The following is a 19,362-nucleotide window of genomic DNA, read 5'->3' on the forward strand; positions in this document are numbered from 1 at the left end:
GGTTTCGGCGATCCGGCCGCGGCGGCGCCGCTGATGTGCGCGGGGTTGATCGGCTGGCGCTCGCTCCGCATGGCCGGAGAGGGACGCCGGATTGGCCTTTACGGCTTCGGCGCCGCGGCGCACATCCTCGCGCAGGTCTGCCGCTGGCAGGGTCGCGAGGTCTATGCCTTCACGCGCAAGGGCGATGTGATGGCGCAGTCGCACGCTCTGTCCCTCGGCGCGCGTTGGGCCGGCGCGTCCGAAGAATTGCCGCCGGAGCCGCTCGACGCCGCGATCATCTTCGCGCCGGTCGGATCGATGGTGCCGCTGGCGCTGAAAGCCGTCCGCAAAGGTGGCCGTGTCGTGTGCGGCGGAATCCATATGAGCGACATCCCGCAATTTTCGTATCGCCTGTTGTGGGAGGAGCGGCAGATCGTCTCCGTTGCCAATCTGACGCGGCGCGATGCGGTGGAGTTTCTGTCGATTGCACCACAGGCGGGCGTCAGAACCACGACGACGGTTTATCCGCTGGCGCGCGCCAACGAGGCGCTCGCGGATCTGAGAGCGGGACGCTTCGCTGGCGCAGCCGTGCTCGTGCCGTAGGCGATGGCGCGACCGCGCAAAGTTGAAACAACCCGAAAACATGAAAATTTGAGACGATACGGTATTGTGAAGGGTTATGGCGCGGTGCGGCAATATCGCGGATAGCAAAGTTTCACGCGAGTTCTGCTAGGCTCCTTACGGCGGCGGAATGGTGGGCCTCGTATGAGTCTGCGCTACCGGCTGGCAATCCTGATGTTGGTCGCGCTTGTGCCGCCGCTCGCGATCACGGCTTACAACACGCTGCGCTGGCAATATTTCCTGGAGCGGGATTCGCGTGAGGAGGTGCTGGCGGCGGCGCGCCTTGTCGCTGCCGAACTCGCGCAGATCGTGGAAGGCAGCCGCCAGCTCATGATCGCGATGGGCCGTCATCCGGCGGTGCCGGACAACGTCGCGGAGTGCGTGTCATATTTCAAGGCAGTGATCGCAGGACTTGCGATCTATCGCGAAGCCGCGGTGATCGACGAGAACGGCAAGTTCATCTGTTCCACGATCGAGATCCCGCCGACACTCGACGTGCGTGACCGTCTGTATTTCGATGGACCGATCAAGACCGGCGAACTCACCATCGGTACGCTGGTGCAGGGCCGTGTCACGCGCTCGACCTCGATCCATATCTCGATGCCCCTCAACAAGGGCGACGGCGTCAACCGCGGTGTCATCGTCCTGATCCTCAATCCGGAACGGCTCGCGCAGGATTTGTCCTCGCGGCCCTGGCGCACGAACCATCGCGTAACCGTGATGGATCGGAACGGGAGCCTGGTGTTCACCATCCCGCAGACGGGGGAGGAAGACGCGCGCGAGATCGCGAAAGCCGTCTATCCGACAGTGCGCATCACCAGGGGCGGCGTCACACAGGCGACGGATGCACACGGTCGCCCGCAGATAGTCGGCTTTTCTCCGCTGGAGGAGACGCCGAGCGGACTGATCACCGCAGTCAGCGTTGGCCGCGATATCGCTCTCGCCGAGGTTCGCGACACCGCACGGCGCAGCATCCTGTTCGGGCTCGCGGCCGTGATTCTCGCGGTCACCGGCATGATGTGGGCGGCGAATGAGCTGATCCGTCGCCCGGTGAAGGCGATTGTCGCGGTGGTCAATCGTCGTGAGCGCGGCGATATCGACGTGAAATTCCCGAACCTCGATCCGCGAAGCGATCTTGGGCAGCTCAGCGCCGCGTTGTCGCGCATGTCGGATTCCATCAACGGATTGCTCGAGCAGAAGACATTCCTTCTGCGCGAGTTGCAGCATCGCGTGATGAACAGTCTCAATCTGCTGTCGAGCGTGCTCGACCTGCAGCGCCGGCATACCGCCGATCCCGACGCGCGCGACCAGCTGGCGCGTGCGCGCGATCGCGTCATCTCGATCGGGGCGGTCTACCGTCAGCTTTACCAGGCGGATCATGCGGGGCGGGTGGAGTTTGCCGAATTCCTGAAGAAGCTTTGTGAGGATAGCCAGAATGCCTATGGCGGATACCGGCATCGCATCGAGGTCGATGCCGAGCCGTTGCAACTCTCCGGCAGCAAGGCGGTCGCACTCGCCGTGCTGACGCATGAGCTGATTACCAACGTGCTGAAGCATGCTTATGCGGCTGACGAGACCGGTCCGATTTTCGTCAGTCTGAAGAAGGCGGCCAACGGGTCGTACGAATTGAAGTTCTCCGATCGGGGCAAGGGCCTGCCGCCCAATTTCGATCCGTCCAGATCGAAGTCGCTCGGAATCAAGGTGATCCAGGGGACCGCAAAGCAGCTCGGCGGGTCGGTCGAGATCGTGCGGCTGGAGAAAGGCACCGAGTTTCTCATCCGGCTGCCGCCCAATATCGGGGACTGAACTGTCATCGTTTGTCCTGCTCACGCCTACCTATTCGCCTGCGGGCATATTGTCGGATTGCAACCAGCCCCCTATCCTCGGCGCCACAACATCAATCCTGCCTCGAAGCAGGGATCACAAGGGACGGAGACACCATGGATTTGCGCGTGCGCCACGCCTGGCTTGTTGTTGGACTGTTGTTGCTGCCGGCCGTTCCGGCAGATGCCCAGACCGGTAACTATCCGAACCGCAACCCACGCATTGTCGTCGGTTATCCGCCCGGAGGGGCAACGGACATTCTCGCACGGCTGTTCGGCGACTGGATGTCGAAGCGGCTGGGCCAGCAATTCATCATCGAGAACAAGCCGGGCGCCGGCAACAATCTCGCGACCGAAGCGGTGATCAAGTCGCCCGCGGACGGCTACACGATCATCCTGACAAATCCCGCCAACGCGGTGAATGCGTCGCTCTACAAGAAGCTCACGTTCAATTTCCTCAAGGACACCGATCCGGTGGCAGGCTTCGCGCGCGTGCCGAACGTGATGGAGGTGCATCCGTCGGTCCCGGCGAAGACGGTCGGCGAGTTCATCGCTTACGCGAAAGCCAATCCCGGAAAGGTCAACATGGCGTCGTCCGGCAACGGGACGTCGATCCATCTCTCCGGTATGCTCTTCATGTCGATGACCGGCGTGAAGATGACGCATGTGCCGTATCGCGGATCGGCGCCGGCGCTCACCGATCTGCTTGCGGGTCAGGTGCATGTGATGTTCGACAACCTCCCGCCGTCGATGCAGCATATCAAGGCCGGCACCCTGCGGCCGCTCGGCGTCACCACGGCGGCTCGCTCGCCCGAATTGCCGGATGTGCCGACGGTGGGCGAGACGGTGCCAGGTTATGAGGCCAGCGCGTTTTTCGGTCTGAGTGTGCCGAAGGGTACGCCGCGGGCGATCATCGAGATTCTGAATCGCGAGGTGAATCTCGCGCTGAAGGATCCTGAAATTCTCGCGAAGGTAAAAGCGCTGGGTGGAATTCCCATTGCCGGCACGCCGGAGGATTTCGGCAAGATCGTCGCCTCCGAGACAGCAAAGTGGGAGAAGGTGGTGACGGAGGCCAATCTGTCGGTCGAATGATCAGCGGATCGAGCGACACAATGGACGGCGGGCGCGAATGGCGCCCACCGTTTGTCTGACGGTTGCGGCGACCGTCAATCTGGCGCAATCCTGTCGACGCCGGCGATGACCGGTAGCCCGCAGACGCGGCATCAGCCAAGCAAGTTCCTCGCACACAGCAAACTCCTCGCAAATGAAACAGAAACGGCCCGAAAATCTCCGCAGCCATCGCTGGCTCGGAGTCAACGACCTGCGTTCGTTCGGTCATCGTTCGCGATTGCGCCAGTTCGGCTACGACAAGGCCGACTGGGAAGGAAAGCCGGTCATCGGCATCATCAACACCTGGAGCGACCTGAACGCGTGCCATGCGCATCTGCGTTCGCGCGCCGACGATGTGAAGCGCGGCGTGTGGGAGGCGGGCGGCTTTCCGGTCGAGTTGCCGGCGATGTCGCTCTCGGAACCATTCATCAAGCCGACCACGATGCTTTATCGCAATTTCCTCGCGATGGAGACCGAGGAACTTCTTCGCTCGCATCCGATCGACGGCGCGGTGCTCATGGGCGGCTGCGACAAGACCACGCCTGCGCTGATCATGGGTGCGATCTCGATGGGCATCCCGTCAATCTACATACCGGCCGGCCCGATGCTGCGCGGCAACTGGCGCGGCCAGAAGCTCGGCTCGGGCTCGGACGTCTGGAAATACTGGGACGAGAAGCGTGCCGGAAACATCACCGACGACGACTGGAACGAGATCGAGGGCGGCATCGCGCGCTCGTTCGGGACCTGCATGGTGATGGGTACGGCAGCGACCATGATGTCGATCGCCGAAGCGATGGGCCTCGCGTTGCCGGGGGCATCGTCGATCCCGGCGGCGGATTCCAGCCATCCGCGGATGTGTTCGGGCGCAGGGCGCCGCATCGTTGACATGGTGTGGGAGGACCTCACGCCGGCAAAGATTCTCACGCCCGCCGCCTTCGACAATGCGATCAAGGTCCACATGGCGCTTGGCGGTTCGACCAATGCGATCGTGCATGTGGTGGCGATGGCAAGGCGCGCCGGCATTCCGCTGGATATGGACCGGTTCGACCAGATCTCGCGCGAAGTGCCAGTGGTCGCAAACATCACGCCGTCCGGAAAATTCCTGATGGAGGATTTCTACTATGCCGGCGGACTTCGCGGATTGATGGCCGAACTGCGCCATTTGCTCGACCTGTCATGCATGACGGTTACCGGCAAGACCGTTGGCGAGAACATCGCCGGAGCGAGGGTGCATTTGCCTGAAGTGATTCATCCGCTGTCCGACCCGATCTACGAGGGCGGCGCGACCGCGGTGCTGAAGGGCAATCTCGCGCCGCGCGGCTGCGTGATGAAGCCGTCGGCCGCCGAGCAGAGGCTCACGCAGCACCGCGGCAAGGTGATCGCGTTCGAGGATTACAACCACATGGCGCGCGAGATCGAGCGCGACGACCTCGACGTGACGCCGGACCATATCCTCGTCCTGAAGAATGCCGGGCCGAAGGGCGGGCCGGGCATGCCGGAATGGGGCATGCTGCCGATTCCGAAGAAGCTGGTGAAGCAAGGCGTGCGCGACATGCTGCGCATATCGGATGCGCGCATGAGCGGCACGAGCTACGGCGCGTGCATCCTGCATGTCGCACCGGAAAGCTTCGTCGGCGGACCGCTTGCCTTCGTGCAGACCGGGGACGAGATCGAGGTCGATGTGAAGAACCGGCGCATCCACCTGCATGTCAGCGACGAGGAGCTGGCGCGCCGCAAGGCCGCGTGGGTGCCGCCGAAACCGCATTACCAGCGCGGTTACGGCGCGATGTTCGCCGAACATATCGGACAGGCCGATGACGGCTGCGATTTCGACTTCCTGCTCGCGGGCGCGAAGACGCCGGAGCCGGAAATTCACTAGCCGCACCCGATGGCGCGCTCCCAGCCCGGGTGCGAGCATGGAAGGGACGTAATGCGCGGTGGTTCCGCGTTGAAATGCCGTCGGACGATTGTGCCGATAGCGCGGCGCTATGTAACGCTCGCGGACGCGGTTGAGTGCGAGAGCTCTCAGCCCCCCGCCTGCCGCGGCTCCGGAATGGATTGCACGTACCATTCCAGCGCCATGTCGGTCGGGACGTGCGCTTTCTCGTCGCTCTGCCGGCGGAGACGATAGAATTCGAGCGCGCTGCGCGCCGTGCTCAGTTGCAGCCGGTCGAATGCCGCGAGCGCATCGGCGAGGTCCATCGGCGACAGTCTGCGGTCGGCGGCGCGCATCGTCAGCACGGCGCGGACCGTGGTCCGGCAGCATTTCGCGGCGCGGGTGAGGATGATGATCTGGTCGGTGGACTTGTCGAGCAGCGCGCGCTCGACAAGGTCCATCGGAAACTCGCCGAGTGCGGCAAGCGCAACGGCGGTCCGCTCGAAGTCGTTCGCGCTGGCATAGGCATGCAGATCGGCTTCGCTGAACTGTCCCGTCCGATGCAGACGCTTGATCCGCGCGATGGCACGCGCGTGATCGCGCGACGTGTTGCGCACGTCGTCGCTGATCGACGAGGAGACGTCGGAGACGGTCGAATCGATCACGTCGCTGAGATGCGGATTGGCTGCGGCCAGTCGCGCGCGCACTTCCGCAGATGCGGTTTCCAGGAGCTTGACGAAATGATGTCGCGGGATATCGCGGCGCGAGCCGACATAGCGGGTGAGGCCTTCGTCGCCTGCTGCCTTGGTGACCAGTTTGCCGAAACCGCTGTCGGAGAAACGCGCGCCGGCATTCTGCGCCACGAGCTGGATCACGCGACTGTTGCCGCGATCGACCAGAGCGTCGGTGACGGCCTCGCTCAGCGTCCGCCGCTGCGTGATGGCCTGCAGGTGATCCTGGCTCTTGGTGCTGGCATTCTCAACGAGGTCGTTGTCGGTCAGGCGTTCGGAATGCATCAGGACCGGCGCGGCGACGATGATGGCATCGTCGAAGGCGAGGGTCCGCACCACTTTCGGCGGCGCATCGGAACGATTGGCGAGGCGGCGGGACAACTGCGCCTTGGCGTTCACCTCGATCGTTTCGACGAGCACCATCAGGATATCATCGAACAGCGCAAGTTGTTCGTCGGTGTGCCCTCCCGAACCGGCAAGAAACAGGTCGGTAATGCGGGTCAAGGTATTGAGCCGCATGGCCGGTGATCCGGCTGCAATCGCCTGTTCAAGCTCCTGGATAAGGGAAGGGGTCTCAGACATTTTCGTCCGCCGTACTCAAACTGTGTCGGTATTTGCCGGGAGCATAGCGGTAATTCTTGAATGGTTTTTGCCTTCATTGCGTCGTGTGTGATTAAAATGCCGATCAAATCCCCGATGCCCGGTCTCAGGTGACGGGACTCAGATCCCACAACAGCTTCGCAAGCGGACGCGGATGGCCGACGACGACATTCCTTTCGACAAGAGCTTCGACCTCGAGCCCGGTGTGATGAAGGAGATCGCGCCGATGGTGCGGGCGATCTGCGTCGGCAATAGCGGCCCGTTCACCTTCAAGGGGACCGTCACCTACGTCGTCGGAAGCGGCAAGGTCGCCGTGATCGATCCGGGACCGGAGGACGAGGGGCATGTGCGGGCACTGCTCGATGCCCTTCGCGGCGAAACCGTCACCCACATCGTGCTGACGCATACCCATCGCGACCATTCGCCAGGGGCTGCGGCGCTGAAAGCGGCAACGGGGGCGAAGACCTATGGGGAAGGGCCGCATCGTGCGTCGCGTTCGTTGCATATCGGCGAGATCAACCCGCTCGATGCCGCGGGCGACATGGATTTCCGCCCCGATCACAAGCTCGCCGATAGCGACTTGATCTCCGGCGCAGGCTGGACGCTGGAGGCAGTCGCGACGCCCGGCCATTGCGCCAACCACATGGCGTATGCGCTGAAGGAAACGAATGCATTGTTTTCCGGCGACCACGTGATGGGCTGGTCGACCTCGATCGTCGCGCCGCCGGATGGCGCGATGAGCGATTACATGACCTCGCTCTACAAGCTCGCCGAGCGGCAGGAGACGGTCTATTTCCCCGGCCACGGCAACCTCATTCGCGAAGCGCCGCGCTTCGTGCAGAGCTATATCCGCCATCGGCTCGGCCGGGAGGAGTCGATCCTGCACAGGCTGGCGAAGGGTGCGGCCGATATCCCGACGCTTGTGCGCGCGATCTATATCGGGATCGATCCGCGCCTGGTCGGTGCCGCGGGATTATCCGTGCTGGCGCATCTGGAAGATCTGGTCGCGCGCGGAAAGGTCCTGACCGAGGGGCCGCCCTCGATCGCGGGGTACTACCGCTTGGCCTGAGGTGTCCCCTGTGAGCCCTTCGTCTTGGGCGGGGGCGCCTTTTTCGGCGCAGGGCGGCGGCGCTCCTCGCGCTCGAGTGCCACGTCGATGTTGTCCTCGAGGGCTTCGAGAAAAGCACTGATGCGCGACGCATTGCTGCCGAGGTCGTGAAAGCCATAGCGCGACGAGGAACGCATATCGACGCGTGACTCTTCGTCCGTCCCCCGGATACGGATCACGAGGTCTTCGCGGAAACCCATGATCGGACTGCGGGCAACCGCTTCGATGCGGCCATCGCGTCGCTTGGGTTGCGGTTCGCGAGCGTCCAGCACAAGCCAGCGCCGCTTGTTCACGAGCGCCAGCGCGTGGTCGTAAGCGGTCTTCGGCGGCACCGACAATTCCAGAGGCGCGATATTCGGATAGCCTTCGCGCTGCTGCTCGGCGGCATAAAGACCGGCATATTGAGCCGGATTGGTGTTGCGTGAACGCAGACGTCGGACGGCATCGAAGCCCGGCGGGTCGAGCACGTCGGTGGTGATGTCGTAGATCGGCGGCAGCTTGTAGGCCTTGTAGCCGAGATAAGCGGGGTAGCTGAGGAGCAAACCGCCGATGAACAGCGCGGTGACCGCGTAACCGAGGCCGCCAAGGCCTTGCCGCCAGATTGTCACGAATGAACCCAGCGCCAGCAGGATGGCGAGCCCGGCAAAGGCCAGCGCGCCACCGAGAGCGGCCATGCCCGGGAGCGCCTCGATCAGGCCCGCGCGAACGACAATGATCGCAATCAGCGCTGCCGCCACCGCGAACAGCGCCAGCCGCCGCGACCAGATCGCGAGCTTTGAGTTCGGTTCGTCGGGAAGCCGGCGGCGTACCATGATCGTCCATGCCCAGCGCGGGGAAGTTCTACGGATATCCCGCGCAGATGCGTTTCAAGGCTCTCCACTCGGCCGCGTCAAGAAGGGTTGCGCCAGCACTTTGAGGCGGCGCGATGGCATTGATACGCGAGACGCGGTCCGGTGTCGCCGGATGGTCGACGAAAATCGATCTGGTGCGCGCTTTCCCGGCGATTCGGCCAAGAAACCGCGCCAGCGAACGCGGGTCGCCGCCCGCCTGCTGCATGGTGCGGACAGCGTAGTCGTCGGCCCGGCTCTCGGCCTCGCGCGAATAGGCGGATTTGAGCAGCGATTCGCTCGCCAGAACCACGGCGCCTCCGCCGACGAAATCGCCGAGGAGTATACCGAAAATCAGCGACAGCCCGGTGGCCTGCATGATCGCGCGGGTGCCGTCCCGGTTGGCGACGTGGCCGAGCTCATGGGCGATGACGCCGGCGACCTCATCGATGTTCTCCGCCTGATCGATGAGGCCCTTGAACACGTAGACGTGGCCGCCGGGCAGTGCGATGGCATTGGCTTCCTCCCGCCGGATCACCGCCGCCCGCAGCGGCAGCTTGAGGTCGCCAGCCGCCTGCAGCCGCGCCATCAGCTTCTGAAACGCCGCGCGGCCAGTCTGCTCAGTGGCCGCTTCGCCGCATTCGAAGGGACGCTCGCGCGGGCCCTTGTCGAGCATCGCGCGCACCTGCATGTCTGCGGCGCTGCCCAGGCGGCGCTCGATGCCCAGCGGAACATATTGTGCGAGACGGTCCGCGAGCACCGGGACGCCATAGAACGCAACAGCAAACAGCGACACCGCGGCAAGGAAGCTGAGCGCGATCGCGCGACGCCTGGCCTTGCTCGCGCTTGCGCCGGTTCGGTCGATGTCCGGGCAGGCGACGTCGATGGCGTGTGCCATGTCCTGATCGGTGATCTCCAGCCGGGCGAGATTGTCAGACTTGCGCAGACCGATGCGGAAGACATGCGCCGGCGCGGACAGGTGTTTCAGGCGTAGATAGGGCCATTGGTCGATCAGCTCGCCGGTGAGATCGAAGATCACCACGGCGTAATCGTTCAGCTCCAGCGTCACGTCGTGATGCGCCGAGGTCGCGCCGTCGAAATAGACGGCGTCGCTCGTGCGGCCAACGTCGATGAGGCCCGTCATATGCCACCGAGATTGAGCACGTCCGCGATCCCTTCGCCGAGGGGCGAGCTTGCTTCACCGGCCGCTTTCACCCGGCCGATTGCCTGCGGGTCCGACAATTCGATCGAGTTTGCGGTGAGTCGCCAGACCGACAGCGTGACCACCGCGTTGTAAAGCGTGATCAGCCCGAGCATGAAGACCACATAGGTGCCGACCATCATCGCCACCGTGAGGAATTCCGACAGGAGCGAGCCGTCCTGCGTGAATGCCCCGAGAAAGACCAGGCCGAAAAACACGCCGATCATCAGCACGATGATGAATGCGATCAGCAGGCCGATGAAGCGCAGGTACGCGAAATACACGTCGCGGGTGCGCAAATGGGAGGTCACGACGATGGTGCCGAACCGGATTCCGCCGATCCACCAGCGCATCACCATCGCGTGGAAGGCCGGCAACAGCAGTGCGACCATCGCGAGTGTCACCGCGAAGGCAACGATCCCGAATCCCAGTTGGCCGAGGAAGCCGGGACTTGCCTTTTCGACACGCTGGACCACGTCACCGCCGCCGCGCAGGGCCGTCATCACCGCGGACCAGTTGATCGACAGCAGCGCGCCGGCTGTTGCCAGCAACGGAACGAGCACCAGCAGCCACATCAGGAAGCCGCGGATGAACAGACGCCAGCCCGATCCCTCGAAACGTCCCTGCAGATCGCCGTACCAGGTATGTTTCATCTTGAAGCGTTCGAGCGCCGCGCGCGTGAACGGATAGGCGAAGCCCAGCGTAAGGACGGTCCAGCCCCACCACCAGACCGCGCAGATCGAGTACAGGATGCCGCTGCCCGATTGATGAAAGCGCAAGCCGCGGAACACCGTGCGGGTCAGGCGATAGCGCCGCGCGAGAAAGATGCCGTACTGGCTCATGAAGACGAGCAGCAGGACGGCCGAGGTCGAGAGAAAGCTGCCGAAGGCGCCGAGATCGAGCACCGTGATGGTGAAGGCCGTGTAGACCGGCAGCACCAGCGCGACGGCGAACAGGAAGCCCTGCAGCAGCTCAAGCGCGGTTCCGGAATATTCGAGCGACTCGCCGCCTATCTCGGTATTGGCCCACAGGAAGCGGCGGATATCGGTCGCCAGCCAGAACCGGTAGAGGCCGAGCGTGGCCATCAACAGGACAGCGCCGCGCACGGCGATCCGCCAATACTCTTTCGACGGACCGATGAAGCGCGCGTGACGCGCCGCACTGCTTGCCGCAGCGGCAATCGAGCCGGTCTCTGCCGACGCCATGTCTCACTCCGCGGCCACGATTCCCGGCAGGATGTAGCCCTTGAAGCGTTCGCGCAATGCCGTTTTTTGGATCTTCCCGGTCGCGGTATGCGGAATCTCGTCCACGAACGCCACGTCATCCGGCAGCCACCAGTCGGCGACCTTGCCGCGCATGAACGTGAGCAACTCCTCCTTGTCAGCTTGGGTATCTTTCTTCTGCACGACGATCAGGAGCGGCCTCTCGCCCCATTTCGGGTGAGGCACTCCGATCACCGCCGCTTCCGCAACCTTGGGATGGCCGACGGCAAGGTTTTCCAGATCGATCGAGGATATCCATTCGCCGCCGGACTTGATCACGTCCTTGGAACGGTCAGTGATCTGCATGTAGCCGTGTGGATCGAGGGTCGCGACGTCACCGGTATCGAAAAAATCCTGTTCGTCCAGGATCGGCGAATCGTCCTTGAAATAGCTGCGCGCCACCGCCGGGCCGCGGACCTTGAGCCGTCCGAACGTTTTTCCGTCCCACGGCTGATCGGCGCCGTGGTCGTCCGTGATGCGCATCTCGACGCCGAAGGGCGGATGGCCCTGCTTCACCTTCAGGTCGAGCAGGGCGTCGCCTTCAAGCGCCGCGTAATCCGGCTTGATCGTGCAGAGCGAGCCGAGCGGCGACATTTCCGTCATACCCCAGGCGTGGATGACATTGACGCCGTAGTCCCGTTCGAATGTCTCGGTCATTGCGCGCGGGCAGGCCGAACCGCCGATCACCACGCGATTGAGATAGGGCAGCTTCGCGCCGGTTGCTTCGAGATGCTGAAGCAGCATCATCCAGATGGTCGGCACCGCCGCGGTGCAGGTCACGCGATACGTGTCGAGCAGTTCGTAGATCGAGGCGCCATCCATCTTCATGCCCGGCATGACCAGCGCAGCGCCGTTCATCGGCGCAGTCAGTGCAAGCCCCCAGCAATTGGCGTGGAACATCGGCACGACCGGCATGATGACATCGCGCGACGACACGCCCATGGCGTCGCCCATGCTCGCCATCATCGAATGCAGCACATTCGAGCGATGCGAATAAAGGACGCCCTTCGGATGACCGGTGGTGCCGGAGGTGTAGCACATGCCGGCCGCGCTGTTCTCGTCGAAGCTTTTCCAGGCAAAATCGCCGTCGGCTTCGGCGAGCCATTCCTCGTAAGGCATGGCATTCCTCAGCGACGTGGCGGGCATATGCGCAGCGTCGGTGAGGACGACGTAGCGTTCGATCGAAGGAAGCTTGTCCGCGAGCTTTTCGAGCAATGGAACGAAGGTGAGGTCCGTGATCATCACGCGGTCTTCGGCGTGATTGACGATCCACGCGATCTGCTCGGGGAACAGGCGCGGGTTCACCGTGTGATAGACCGCCCCGATGCCCATGATGCCGTACCAGCACTCGACGTGCCGGAACGTATTCCACGCCAGAGTCGCGACCCGGTCGCCGAAGCGTACGCCGTCCCGCTCCAGCCGCTGCGCAACCTTCAGCGCGCGTCCGCGCAATTCACCGTATGTCGTGCGATGGATCGGACCTTCGACGAGGCGCGATACGACCGGCCGGCCGGCATGAAAGGTCGCCGCGTGATCGAGAATGCGATGGCACAGAAGCGGCCAATCCTGCATCAGCCCGCGCATAGCGTGTCTCCCTTGGCATTTTGTTTTTGTCGCCTTCCAGCGAGCCAAGGTTACTGACGCTGCCCCGTGTCGGGAAGTGCCTCTAGTGGAGCGGATTTGACATTCACTACCCACCCAGCCGCGGGCTCGCAGAGCGAATGTCAAATCCAAAGCTCCACTAGAATCTAATATTTGCTAGTGGTCCTTTGATTCAAACATTCGCAAAGGAGCCTGCCGAGAAGGGATGCGAATGTTTGAATCGGACCACTAGCCTGCCGACCTGGCGAACCGCGACAGCCGGAACCGGCGAAGATCGACTGCCGTCCGCCCGGTCAGCGCGAGGTCGGCGAGCGCCTGGCCGATCGCTGGCGCAAACTTGAACCCGTGGCCGGAGCAGGGCGAGGCGATGACAATGCGCTCGCGTCCCGGCACGCGGTCGATGACGAAGTCCTCGTCCGGCGCCATCGTGTAGAGGCAGGTCTTTGCCGCCATGACCGGACCGGACGCCGCCGGCAGCATCCTGAACAATGGGCCGGTGATGGTCTCTTCATCCGCCGCGCTCACTGTCCGGTCGTAGCTATCCGGGTCGACGACCTCCCGGTCGTGGTGATGTTTCGCGATCTTCAGCAGGCCATCGTCGAGCATCGGGAAGCCGTAATGGATGCCGACTTCGCTTTCGATCATGAAAACCGGGAACCATCCGGTCCTGAACAACTCCGGCTGGTCCGGTCGAACCCAAAGCAGGACCTGCCGCGTCACCACGAGCGGCAGGCTGAGTTCGGGAACGAGCGACGTGGCCCAGGCGCCGGCCGCAACGATGACAACGCCCGCTTCATAGATCTTGCGCTCGGTCCTGACGCGGACGCGCTCGCCAATCTGTTCGACAGAGATGACCGGTTCGCTGGTCCGCATGTCGGCGCCCGCCGCCACCGCCAGACGCAGATGCGCACGGATCCCGGCTTCGGCTTCTACGAAACCCGCATCGGGCTGCATGACCGCGACGTAGTCGGACGGCAGGCGAAACGCGGGGTAGCGTCGCGTGAGCTCAGGAGCGGAGATGACTTCATGCGGCAGCCGATGTTCGCGCGCGGCGGCGAGCGTGCCCGAGACGAGGACAGAGTCCGGCTTTCCAATCTCCGCAATGCCGGTGACGGTCATCAGCGAGCCGCCCGAGGCGGCCTCCAGCTCGCGCCACATTGCGGCAGCGCGGCGGACGAGCGGTACGTAGGAGGGATGCTCGAAATAGCCGTGGCGAATGATCCGCGTGCGGCCATGCGAGGAACCGCGCTCGTGCCCGGGTTCGAAGCGCTCGATCCCGAGCACCCGCACATCCCGGCGCGCCAGATGGTAAAGCGCGGCGCTACCCATCGCGCCGAGCCCGACCACAATCACGTCATGCGTCACATTCGACTTCCAGAGCTTGCGACTTCCCCAGCTCGCGTTGCACCGATGTCTATCACAGCTGCGACAACGAGGAATTGTCGTTGCAGCTTCGGTCCCGCACAAAAGCCGCATTCGCGCCGGACATGCGCAGCCGTGGGACGTTTCTTCAAGATCTTGCTGACAATCACGATGGTGGGCCTCGCGCATGTGGCGCAGGCACAGACCCCGCCTGCGCCGGCCAGGGATTCGCGCACCAAGGCAGCGCCGTCCAAGCCGGCGCAGTCACAGCCGGCAGAGCCCAAATCGGACAGGGCAAATCCGGATCAATCGAGGGCGGAAGCCGCCAAGCCCAGCGGTTCGAAATCCAGAAAGCCAAGGTCAGAGGTTGCACCAACGGCCATGCCACAGCCGGACACCGTCCCGCGCCGGATTGCGCCGGTGCCGATGGAGGTTTTTGCAGCGGAGCCCGACCCGGAAGTGGCGAGCGAGACGGTAAGGGCCAAACCGGCTGAGCCGTCCGCCTGCCAGATCCGCGTCGCGGACAAGATCGCAGTCATCCAGCCGCTGCCGTCCTTCGGTGGACCTGGCGATTGCGGCGCGAGCGATGTCGTGAAGCTCGAGGCGATCATCCAGCCCGACAAGTCACGCGTGGTCGTCAGCCCGCCGGCCACCATCCGCTGCTCGATGGCCGAAGCGTTGGCGACATGGGTCCGCGAGGACCTGACCGAGATGACCGGCCAGTTCGGCTCCGCGCCGCGCGCACTCGACAATTATGCGTCGTATGACTGCCGCGGGCGGAACCGGGTCGCAGGCGCGAAGATCAGCGAGCACGGGCTGGCGAATGCGATCGATGTCCGCGGCGTGCACCTCGCCAATGGCCGTTTTGCCGACTTCACCGACCGCAAATTGGCCCGCGAGTTCCGGGAAGCGGTCCGCAAATCGGTCTGCGCCCGATTCACCACGGTTCTTGGCCCCGGTTCAGACGGCCATCACGAAACCCATATTCACGTGGATCTTGCCCAGAGAAGGGGCGGCTATCGCCTGTGCCAGTGGAACGTGCTCGATCCTGCCGGCGAGGTTCCGTTGCCCCGTCCGAGGCCAGAAGAGGCGCCCTAGCCGCGATCAAACGATATGCCGCAGCGTTTCTCCGATCGCATCAACGCTCCTTTCACCGCCCCCCGCGTAAATACCGTGACATGAAACCCGTCCGTCCTGCCGATCTGACCCCCATCGAGCAGCCCCGAAAGTCGTCCCTGTCGATCAGCCGGCGCTCGCTGATCCTGGGCGGCCTCGGCGTCGCGGCACTGACGGGGCCTGCATTCGCGGGCTATGCTGGCGTCGAGGCGGCGTCGATGCTGGATATAACGCGCTACAAGCTCAAGCCGCGCAACTGGCCGGCGGGACAGCGCCTGTCCATCTCCGTCATAGCGGATCTGCATGCTGGCGGCCCCAATATGGGCGTTGAGCGAATTCGTGAGATCGTGGACGCCTCAAATGCGCTGCGTCCCGATATCGTGCTCCTGCTCGGCGATTTCGTCGCGACGCACAGGTTCGTGACGGAACTGGTCCCACCGCAGGTCTGGTCGGCCGAACTCAAGCGCCTGAATGCGCCGCTCGGCGTGCATGCCATCCTCGGCAATCATGACTGGTGGTACCTGCAGTCCGAAATCCGGCTCGCGCTCGCCCGTGCCAATATCCCATTGATGGAAAACGATGCCGTGCTGCTCGGCGAACCGGGTTCGCGGTTCTGGCTCGCCGGACTTGGCGATCAGCTGGCTTTGCCGCTCGGCCGCGGGCATTTCCGCGGCGCCGACGATTTGCCGGCCACCATGGCCAAGATCACGACCGACGATCCCGTGGTCCTGATGGTGCATGAGCCGGATATCTTCACGAAGGTGCCCGACCGCGTGTCGATCACGCTGGCGGGGCATACTCACGGGGGACAGATGCGGCTGCCGCTGGTGTGGCCGGCCTTCGTGCCCTCGCAATACGGCGCACGCTTTGCCTATGGGCATATCGTCGAAGGCGGCCGCGACCTGATCGTGTCGGGAGGCCTCGGCACGAGCATCCTGCCGATGCGGATCGGCGTGCCGCCGGAGATCGTCCACGTCGAGCTTGGATAAGTTCGAGCGGGACATCGCAGCCGAAAACGGCGCCCGAAGGCGCCGCTGTCAAAGCTCCGAATTGGTGCCGTTAGAACGGCAGGACCCGGTCCAACCCGCGCTGCGCGACCTGCGGGTTGTTCGGCGAATCGCCCTGCTTGGGCGCGAGCACCACGACCACCGTGCCTTCCTTGGTCCGGTTATAGAGGTCGATGACGTCCTCGTTGGTCATGCGGATGCAACCCGAGGAGACGGCCGAGCCGATATATTCCGGCTGGTTCGTTCCGTGGATGCGATACAGGGTGTCCTTGTTGTTGGCGTAGAGATACAGCGCGCGGGCGCCGAGAGGATTGTGCGGTCCGGGTCCCACCTGATTGGGGATCGACGGTCCGAGACGTTCCTTGATCGCCTGGGTCGGCGTCCAGGTCGGCCACTCCGCCTTGCGTTGCACCTTGGCGATTCCGGAGAAGCTCAGGGCCTCTTCGCCGACGGTGATGCCGTAACGGATCGCCTTGCCCTCGGGCAGCACGTAGTAGAGGAAGCGCGAATCGGAATCGACCACGATCGAGCCGGGTGCTTCCTTGCGGTGGTAGCTGACGATATGACGCCGATATGGCTCGGGGATCGTCGCCTTCGCGTATGGCACCTTCGCCAGCAGCTCGCGGTCCCGCGGCTTGAAGTTAGCTTCTGAAGCGGGCTCATACGTTGCCGTGGTCGCAGCGTTGCAACCCGCCAAACCGATTCCGATCAGGAGAAGCGCGATTAGGCGCATCACCACACGTCCCTATTGTTGCGCCGCACCGGCGTGGATTCCGGGCGAACATAGCCGAAAAAAACCTGCTATCCAGCGACCAGGACAACGTTATCGACGGTCCTGTGAACGTGTTGCCGGAAAGCCGCAAAACCGGGCCGGCGCGAGCCGCGCCAGCGGTCTCAATACCATAGTTGCATCAACCTCTTAAGCGAGCGTTTACCCAAGTCCTCCAGCCTCCTGCGCGACCTTGCAACACGGCCCGATGCGCCCGCGACACGGCTTTGTGACCGATTGCCGCCAAGTCTTACCATTGTTCGCCCATTTCAGCCTCACTGGCTCCGCATCCGTTCGGCACGGTCCGCCCCGGGACGAAACCAAGAAGCCTGTTGAGGAGGAACCATGACCAACGCGAAGACGATCGCCGGGCCTGACGACAGTCGGCGGTCCGAAGAGGATCTCGATCGCCGTTACGGGCGAATCGCAATTTCCGCCCTGGTCGCGGCCTTGCCGTACGGCGGCGAAACCAAAGCGCAGACGTCCGAAGACTCCGAATCGCGAAAGGGGCGCGCGGCCTGAGCGGCGGCCCGGCGCCCACTCCACGGGTGCCATTTTGGACTTGCAACAACAGACAGCGCAGGGCCATGACGGCTGCGGCGATAGCCGTATGTGCCGAGAGGGTCCATGCTCACCGTTTATGTCCTGCGTGGCACCACGCTCGAGCCTCATCCGCTTGAGGCCGGCGAAGAAATTCCCGAGGCCGCGATCTGGCTGGATCTCGTCAATCCGACGCTGGAAGAAGACAAGCAGGTCGAGCAGCGGGTCGGCGTCGCGATTCCGACCCGTGAAGAGATGCAGGAAATCGAGATTTCCAGCCGTCTCTATGTGGAAAAGGGCGCGCGTTATATGACCGCGACGCTCATGTCGCAATCTGACACGCCGTCCCCGATCACGACGCCCGTATCCTTCATCCTCGCCGGCCAGCGGCTGGTGACGGTGCGGTACGACGAGCCGCGCCCGTTCGCGATGACGCGTCACAAGCTCGCCCGGTTCTGCCCGGCCAACATTTCAGGGCAGACCGTGCTGATGGAATTGCTCGACGCCATCATCGACCGCAATGCGGACATTCTCGAACGCATCGGCGCCGAGGTCGATCAGGTCTCGCGCAAGGTTTTCGAGCAGCGCAGAAGCCGCGGCGGTTCCTCGCGCGTCTATCAGGGCATCCTGTTCTCGCTCGGGCGCAAGGGCGACCTCACCTCGAAAGTGCGCGACAGCCTGGTTTCGATCGGGCGACTTGTGTTGTTCCTCGCACATGAGGACGAGAGCACGCGGTGGTCGAAGGACATGCGTGCCCAGCTCAAGACCATGCAGCGGGACGTTCAATCGTTGTCGGATCACACCACCTATCTGACCAACAGCATTACCTTCCTGCTCGATGCGATGCTTGGGCTTGTCAGCATCGAGCAGAACAACATCATAAAGCTGTTCTCGGTGGTTGCGGTGGTGCTGATGCCGCCGACGCTGGTCGGCACGGTCTACGGCATGAATTTCAAGAACATGCCGGAACTGGATTGGTCGTACGGATACCCGACTGCACTCATCGCAATGGTGGTGTCGGCGATCCTGCCGTACTTGTACTTCAAGTGGAAGAAATGGCTGTGAATCAGCGTCAGATGTGCTGGCCGCCGTTGATATGGATTTCCGCGCCGTGCACGTAGGACGAGGTCTCGGTGCACAGCACGTAGACGATCTTCGCCACTTCGTCGGGTGTGCCGAGCCTGTGCATCGGGATCTGCTGCTCGACGATCTTCTCCGTACCCGGTGACAGGATCGATGTGTCGATCTCGCCCGGCGCGATCGCATTGACCCGGATACCGAGCGGGCCGAAATCTGCCGCCATCTCCCGCGTCAGTGCTGCCAGCGCTGCCTTGGATGTCGCGTAGGCCGCGCCCGCGAACGGATGCACGCGAGAGCCGGCGATCGAGGTGACATTGACCACCGATCCGTGCGTGGCTTTCAGTTCGTCCATCAGGCCGCGCGCGAGCATGATCGGTGCGAAGAAATTGACCTGAAAGACATGCTGCCAGGTCCTGACGTCCGTCGCGATTGCGCTCAGCCGCGCGCCGCCGGAGTCCTTGGGCGAAATGGCGGCATTGTTGACCAGCGCATGCAGCTTTCCGTCGGGCAGCCTGCGCTTGATCTCGGCGATTGCTTCCTCGGTGTTGACCGGGTCGGCGAGATCGACCTGGATGTGATCTTCGGGGCCCGCTTCCCACGGGCAGTTTTCCGGAAAGCCGTGCCGGGAGCAGGTGATCACGCGCCAGCCGGCGGCGGAAAAGCGTTTCACCGTCGCATGGCCGATGCCGCGGCTTGCGCCGGTCAAAAGCAAGGTGCGGCGCGGGCCGTTATGGTCGGACGTTAGCAT

General features: G+C 63.5%; 16 protein-coding genes and 1 pseudogene. 9 read left to right on the forward strand and 8 right to left on the reverse strand.

What is annotated here, in order from left to right; all coding sequences use genetic code 11:
• From VNZ93_RS23740 to araD, 4 genes and pseudogenes are all read left to right on the forward strand, one after another.
• A pseudogene (locus tag VNZ93_RS23740) lies at positions 1-582 on the forward strand (alcohol dehydrogenase); the annotation flags it as partial.
• 162 nt (positions 583-744) lie between these two features.
• Positions 745-2,406, forward strand: a complete 1,662-nt coding sequence (locus VNZ93_RS23745) for a sensor histidine kinase (RefSeq protein ID WP_325711327.1) — start codon at positions 745-747, stop codon at positions 2,404-2,406.
• A gap of 134 nt (positions 2,407-2,540) precedes the next feature.
• Positions 2,541-3,515: a tripartite tricarboxylate transporter substrate binding protein gene (locus VNZ93_RS23750; RefSeq protein ID WP_325711329.1), complete on the forward strand. Its 975-nt coding sequence runs from the start codon at positions 2,541-2,543 to the stop codon at positions 3,513-3,515.
• Positions 3,516-3,687: 172 nt separating this feature from the next.
• Positions 3,688-5,412 (forward strand): L-arabinonate dehydratase, encoded by a 1,725-nt coding sequence (gene araD / locus VNZ93_RS23755; protein WP_325711332.1) that lies wholly within the window; start codon positions 3,688-3,690, stop codon positions 5,410-5,412.
• A 146-nt stretch (positions 5,413-5,558) separates the two neighbouring features.
• On the opposite strand, the gene VNZ93_RS23760 is transcribed toward araD, so the two are convergent.
• Entirely contained in the window at positions 5,559-6,722 is a 1,164-nt protein-coding gene (locus tag VNZ93_RS23760) for a DUF2336 domain-containing protein (protein ID WP_325711335.1), read from the reverse strand.
• A gap of 172 nt (positions 6,723-6,894) precedes the next feature.
• Here VNZ93_RS23760 and VNZ93_RS23765 point away from each other — a divergent pair, with 172 nt between their 5' ends.
• A complete protein-coding gene (locus VNZ93_RS23765; RefSeq protein WP_325711337.1) occupies positions 6,895-7,809 on the forward strand; it encodes an MBL fold metallo-hydrolase in 915 nt (304 codons plus the stop codon).
• Here the strand turns inward: VNZ93_RS23765 and VNZ93_RS23770 are convergent.
• The 5 genes from VNZ93_RS23770 to solA all read right to left on the reverse strand — a co-directional run bounded on the left by VNZ93_RS23770 (position 7,794) and on the right by solA (position 14,105).
• Positions 7,794-8,660 (reverse strand): DUF1499 domain-containing protein, encoded by an 867-nt coding sequence (locus tag VNZ93_RS23770; RefSeq protein ID WP_325711340.1) that lies wholly within the window; start codon positions 8,658-8,660, stop codon positions 7,794-7,796. The two genes, VNZ93_RS23765 and VNZ93_RS23770, sit on opposite strands and share 16 nt — an antisense overlap.
• A gap of 28 nt (positions 8,661-8,688) precedes the next feature.
• Complete coding sequence (locus VNZ93_RS23775; RefSeq protein WP_325711343.1) at positions 8,689-9,819, reverse strand: M48 family metallopeptidase; 1,131 nt, start codon at positions 9,817-9,819, stop codon at positions 8,689-8,691.
• Complete coding sequence (locus VNZ93_RS23780) at positions 9,816-11,081, reverse strand: DUF898 family protein (protein WP_325711346.1); 1,266 nt, start codon at positions 11,079-11,081, stop codon at positions 9,816-9,818. Before VNZ93_RS23780 ends, VNZ93_RS23775 begins: the two co-directional genes overlap by 4 nt.
• Positions 11,082-11,084: 3 nt before the next feature.
• The gene (locus VNZ93_RS23785; protein WP_325711349.1) at positions 11,085-12,722 is read right to left on the reverse strand and encodes a fatty-acid--CoA ligase; all 1,638 of its coding nucleotides are present in this window, start codon (positions 12,720-12,722) and stop codon (positions 11,085-11,087) included.
• Between the two features lie 246 nt (positions 12,723-12,968).
• On the reverse strand, positions 12,969-14,105 hold the full coding sequence (solA, locus tag VNZ93_RS23790; RefSeq protein WP_325711352.1) for an N-methyl-L-tryptophan oxidase: 1,137 nt from the start codon (positions 14,103-14,105) through the stop codon (positions 12,969-12,971).
• A gap of 378 nt (positions 14,106-14,483) precedes the next feature.
• Between solA and VNZ93_RS23795 the strand changes: the two genes are divergently transcribed.
• Both VNZ93_RS23795 and VNZ93_RS23800 read left to right on the forward strand, forming a co-directional pair.
• Complete coding sequence (locus tag VNZ93_RS23795; RefSeq protein ID WP_325711355.1) at positions 14,484-15,200, forward strand: extensin family protein; 717 nt, start codon at positions 14,484-14,486, stop codon at positions 15,198-15,200.
• Positions 15,201-15,280: 80 nt separating this feature from the next.
• Positions 15,281-16,207, forward strand: coding sequence for a metallophosphoesterase (locus VNZ93_RS23800; RefSeq protein WP_325711358.1), 927 nt, complete (start codon positions 15,281-15,283; stop codon positions 16,205-16,207).
• Positions 16,208-16,277: 70 nt separating this feature from the next.
• On the opposite strand, the gene VNZ93_RS23805 is transcribed toward VNZ93_RS23800, so the two are convergent.
• The gene (locus VNZ93_RS23805; RefSeq protein WP_325711396.1) at positions 16,278-16,958 is read right to left on the reverse strand and encodes a L,D-transpeptidase; all 681 of its coding nucleotides are present in this window, start codon (positions 16,956-16,958) and stop codon (positions 16,278-16,280) included.
• Between the two features lie 381 nt (positions 16,959-17,339).
• Between VNZ93_RS23805 and VNZ93_RS23810 the strand changes: the two genes are divergently transcribed.
• Entirely contained in the window at positions 17,340-17,516 is a 177-nt protein-coding gene (locus tag VNZ93_RS23810) for a hypothetical protein (RefSeq protein WP_325711361.1), read from the forward strand.
• Between the two features lie 105 nt (positions 17,517-17,621).
• Entirely contained in the window at positions 17,622-18,599 is a 978-nt protein-coding gene (gene corA / locus VNZ93_RS23815) for a magnesium/cobalt transporter CorA (protein ID WP_325711363.1), read from the forward strand.
• A 7-nt stretch (positions 18,600-18,606) separates the two neighbouring features.
• Here corA and VNZ93_RS23820 read toward each other — a convergent pair whose 3' ends face one another.
• On the reverse strand, positions 18,607-19,362 hold the full coding sequence (locus tag VNZ93_RS23820) for an SDR family oxidoreductase (RefSeq protein ID WP_325711365.1): 756 nt from the start codon (positions 19,360-19,362) through the stop codon (positions 18,607-18,609).

It is taken from the genome of Pseudorhodoplanes sp. (genome assembly GCF_035565795.1).
In the GTDB taxonomy this organism is placed as follows: Bacteria; Pseudomonadota; Alphaproteobacteria; order Rhizobiales; family Xanthobacteraceae; genus Pseudorhodoplanes.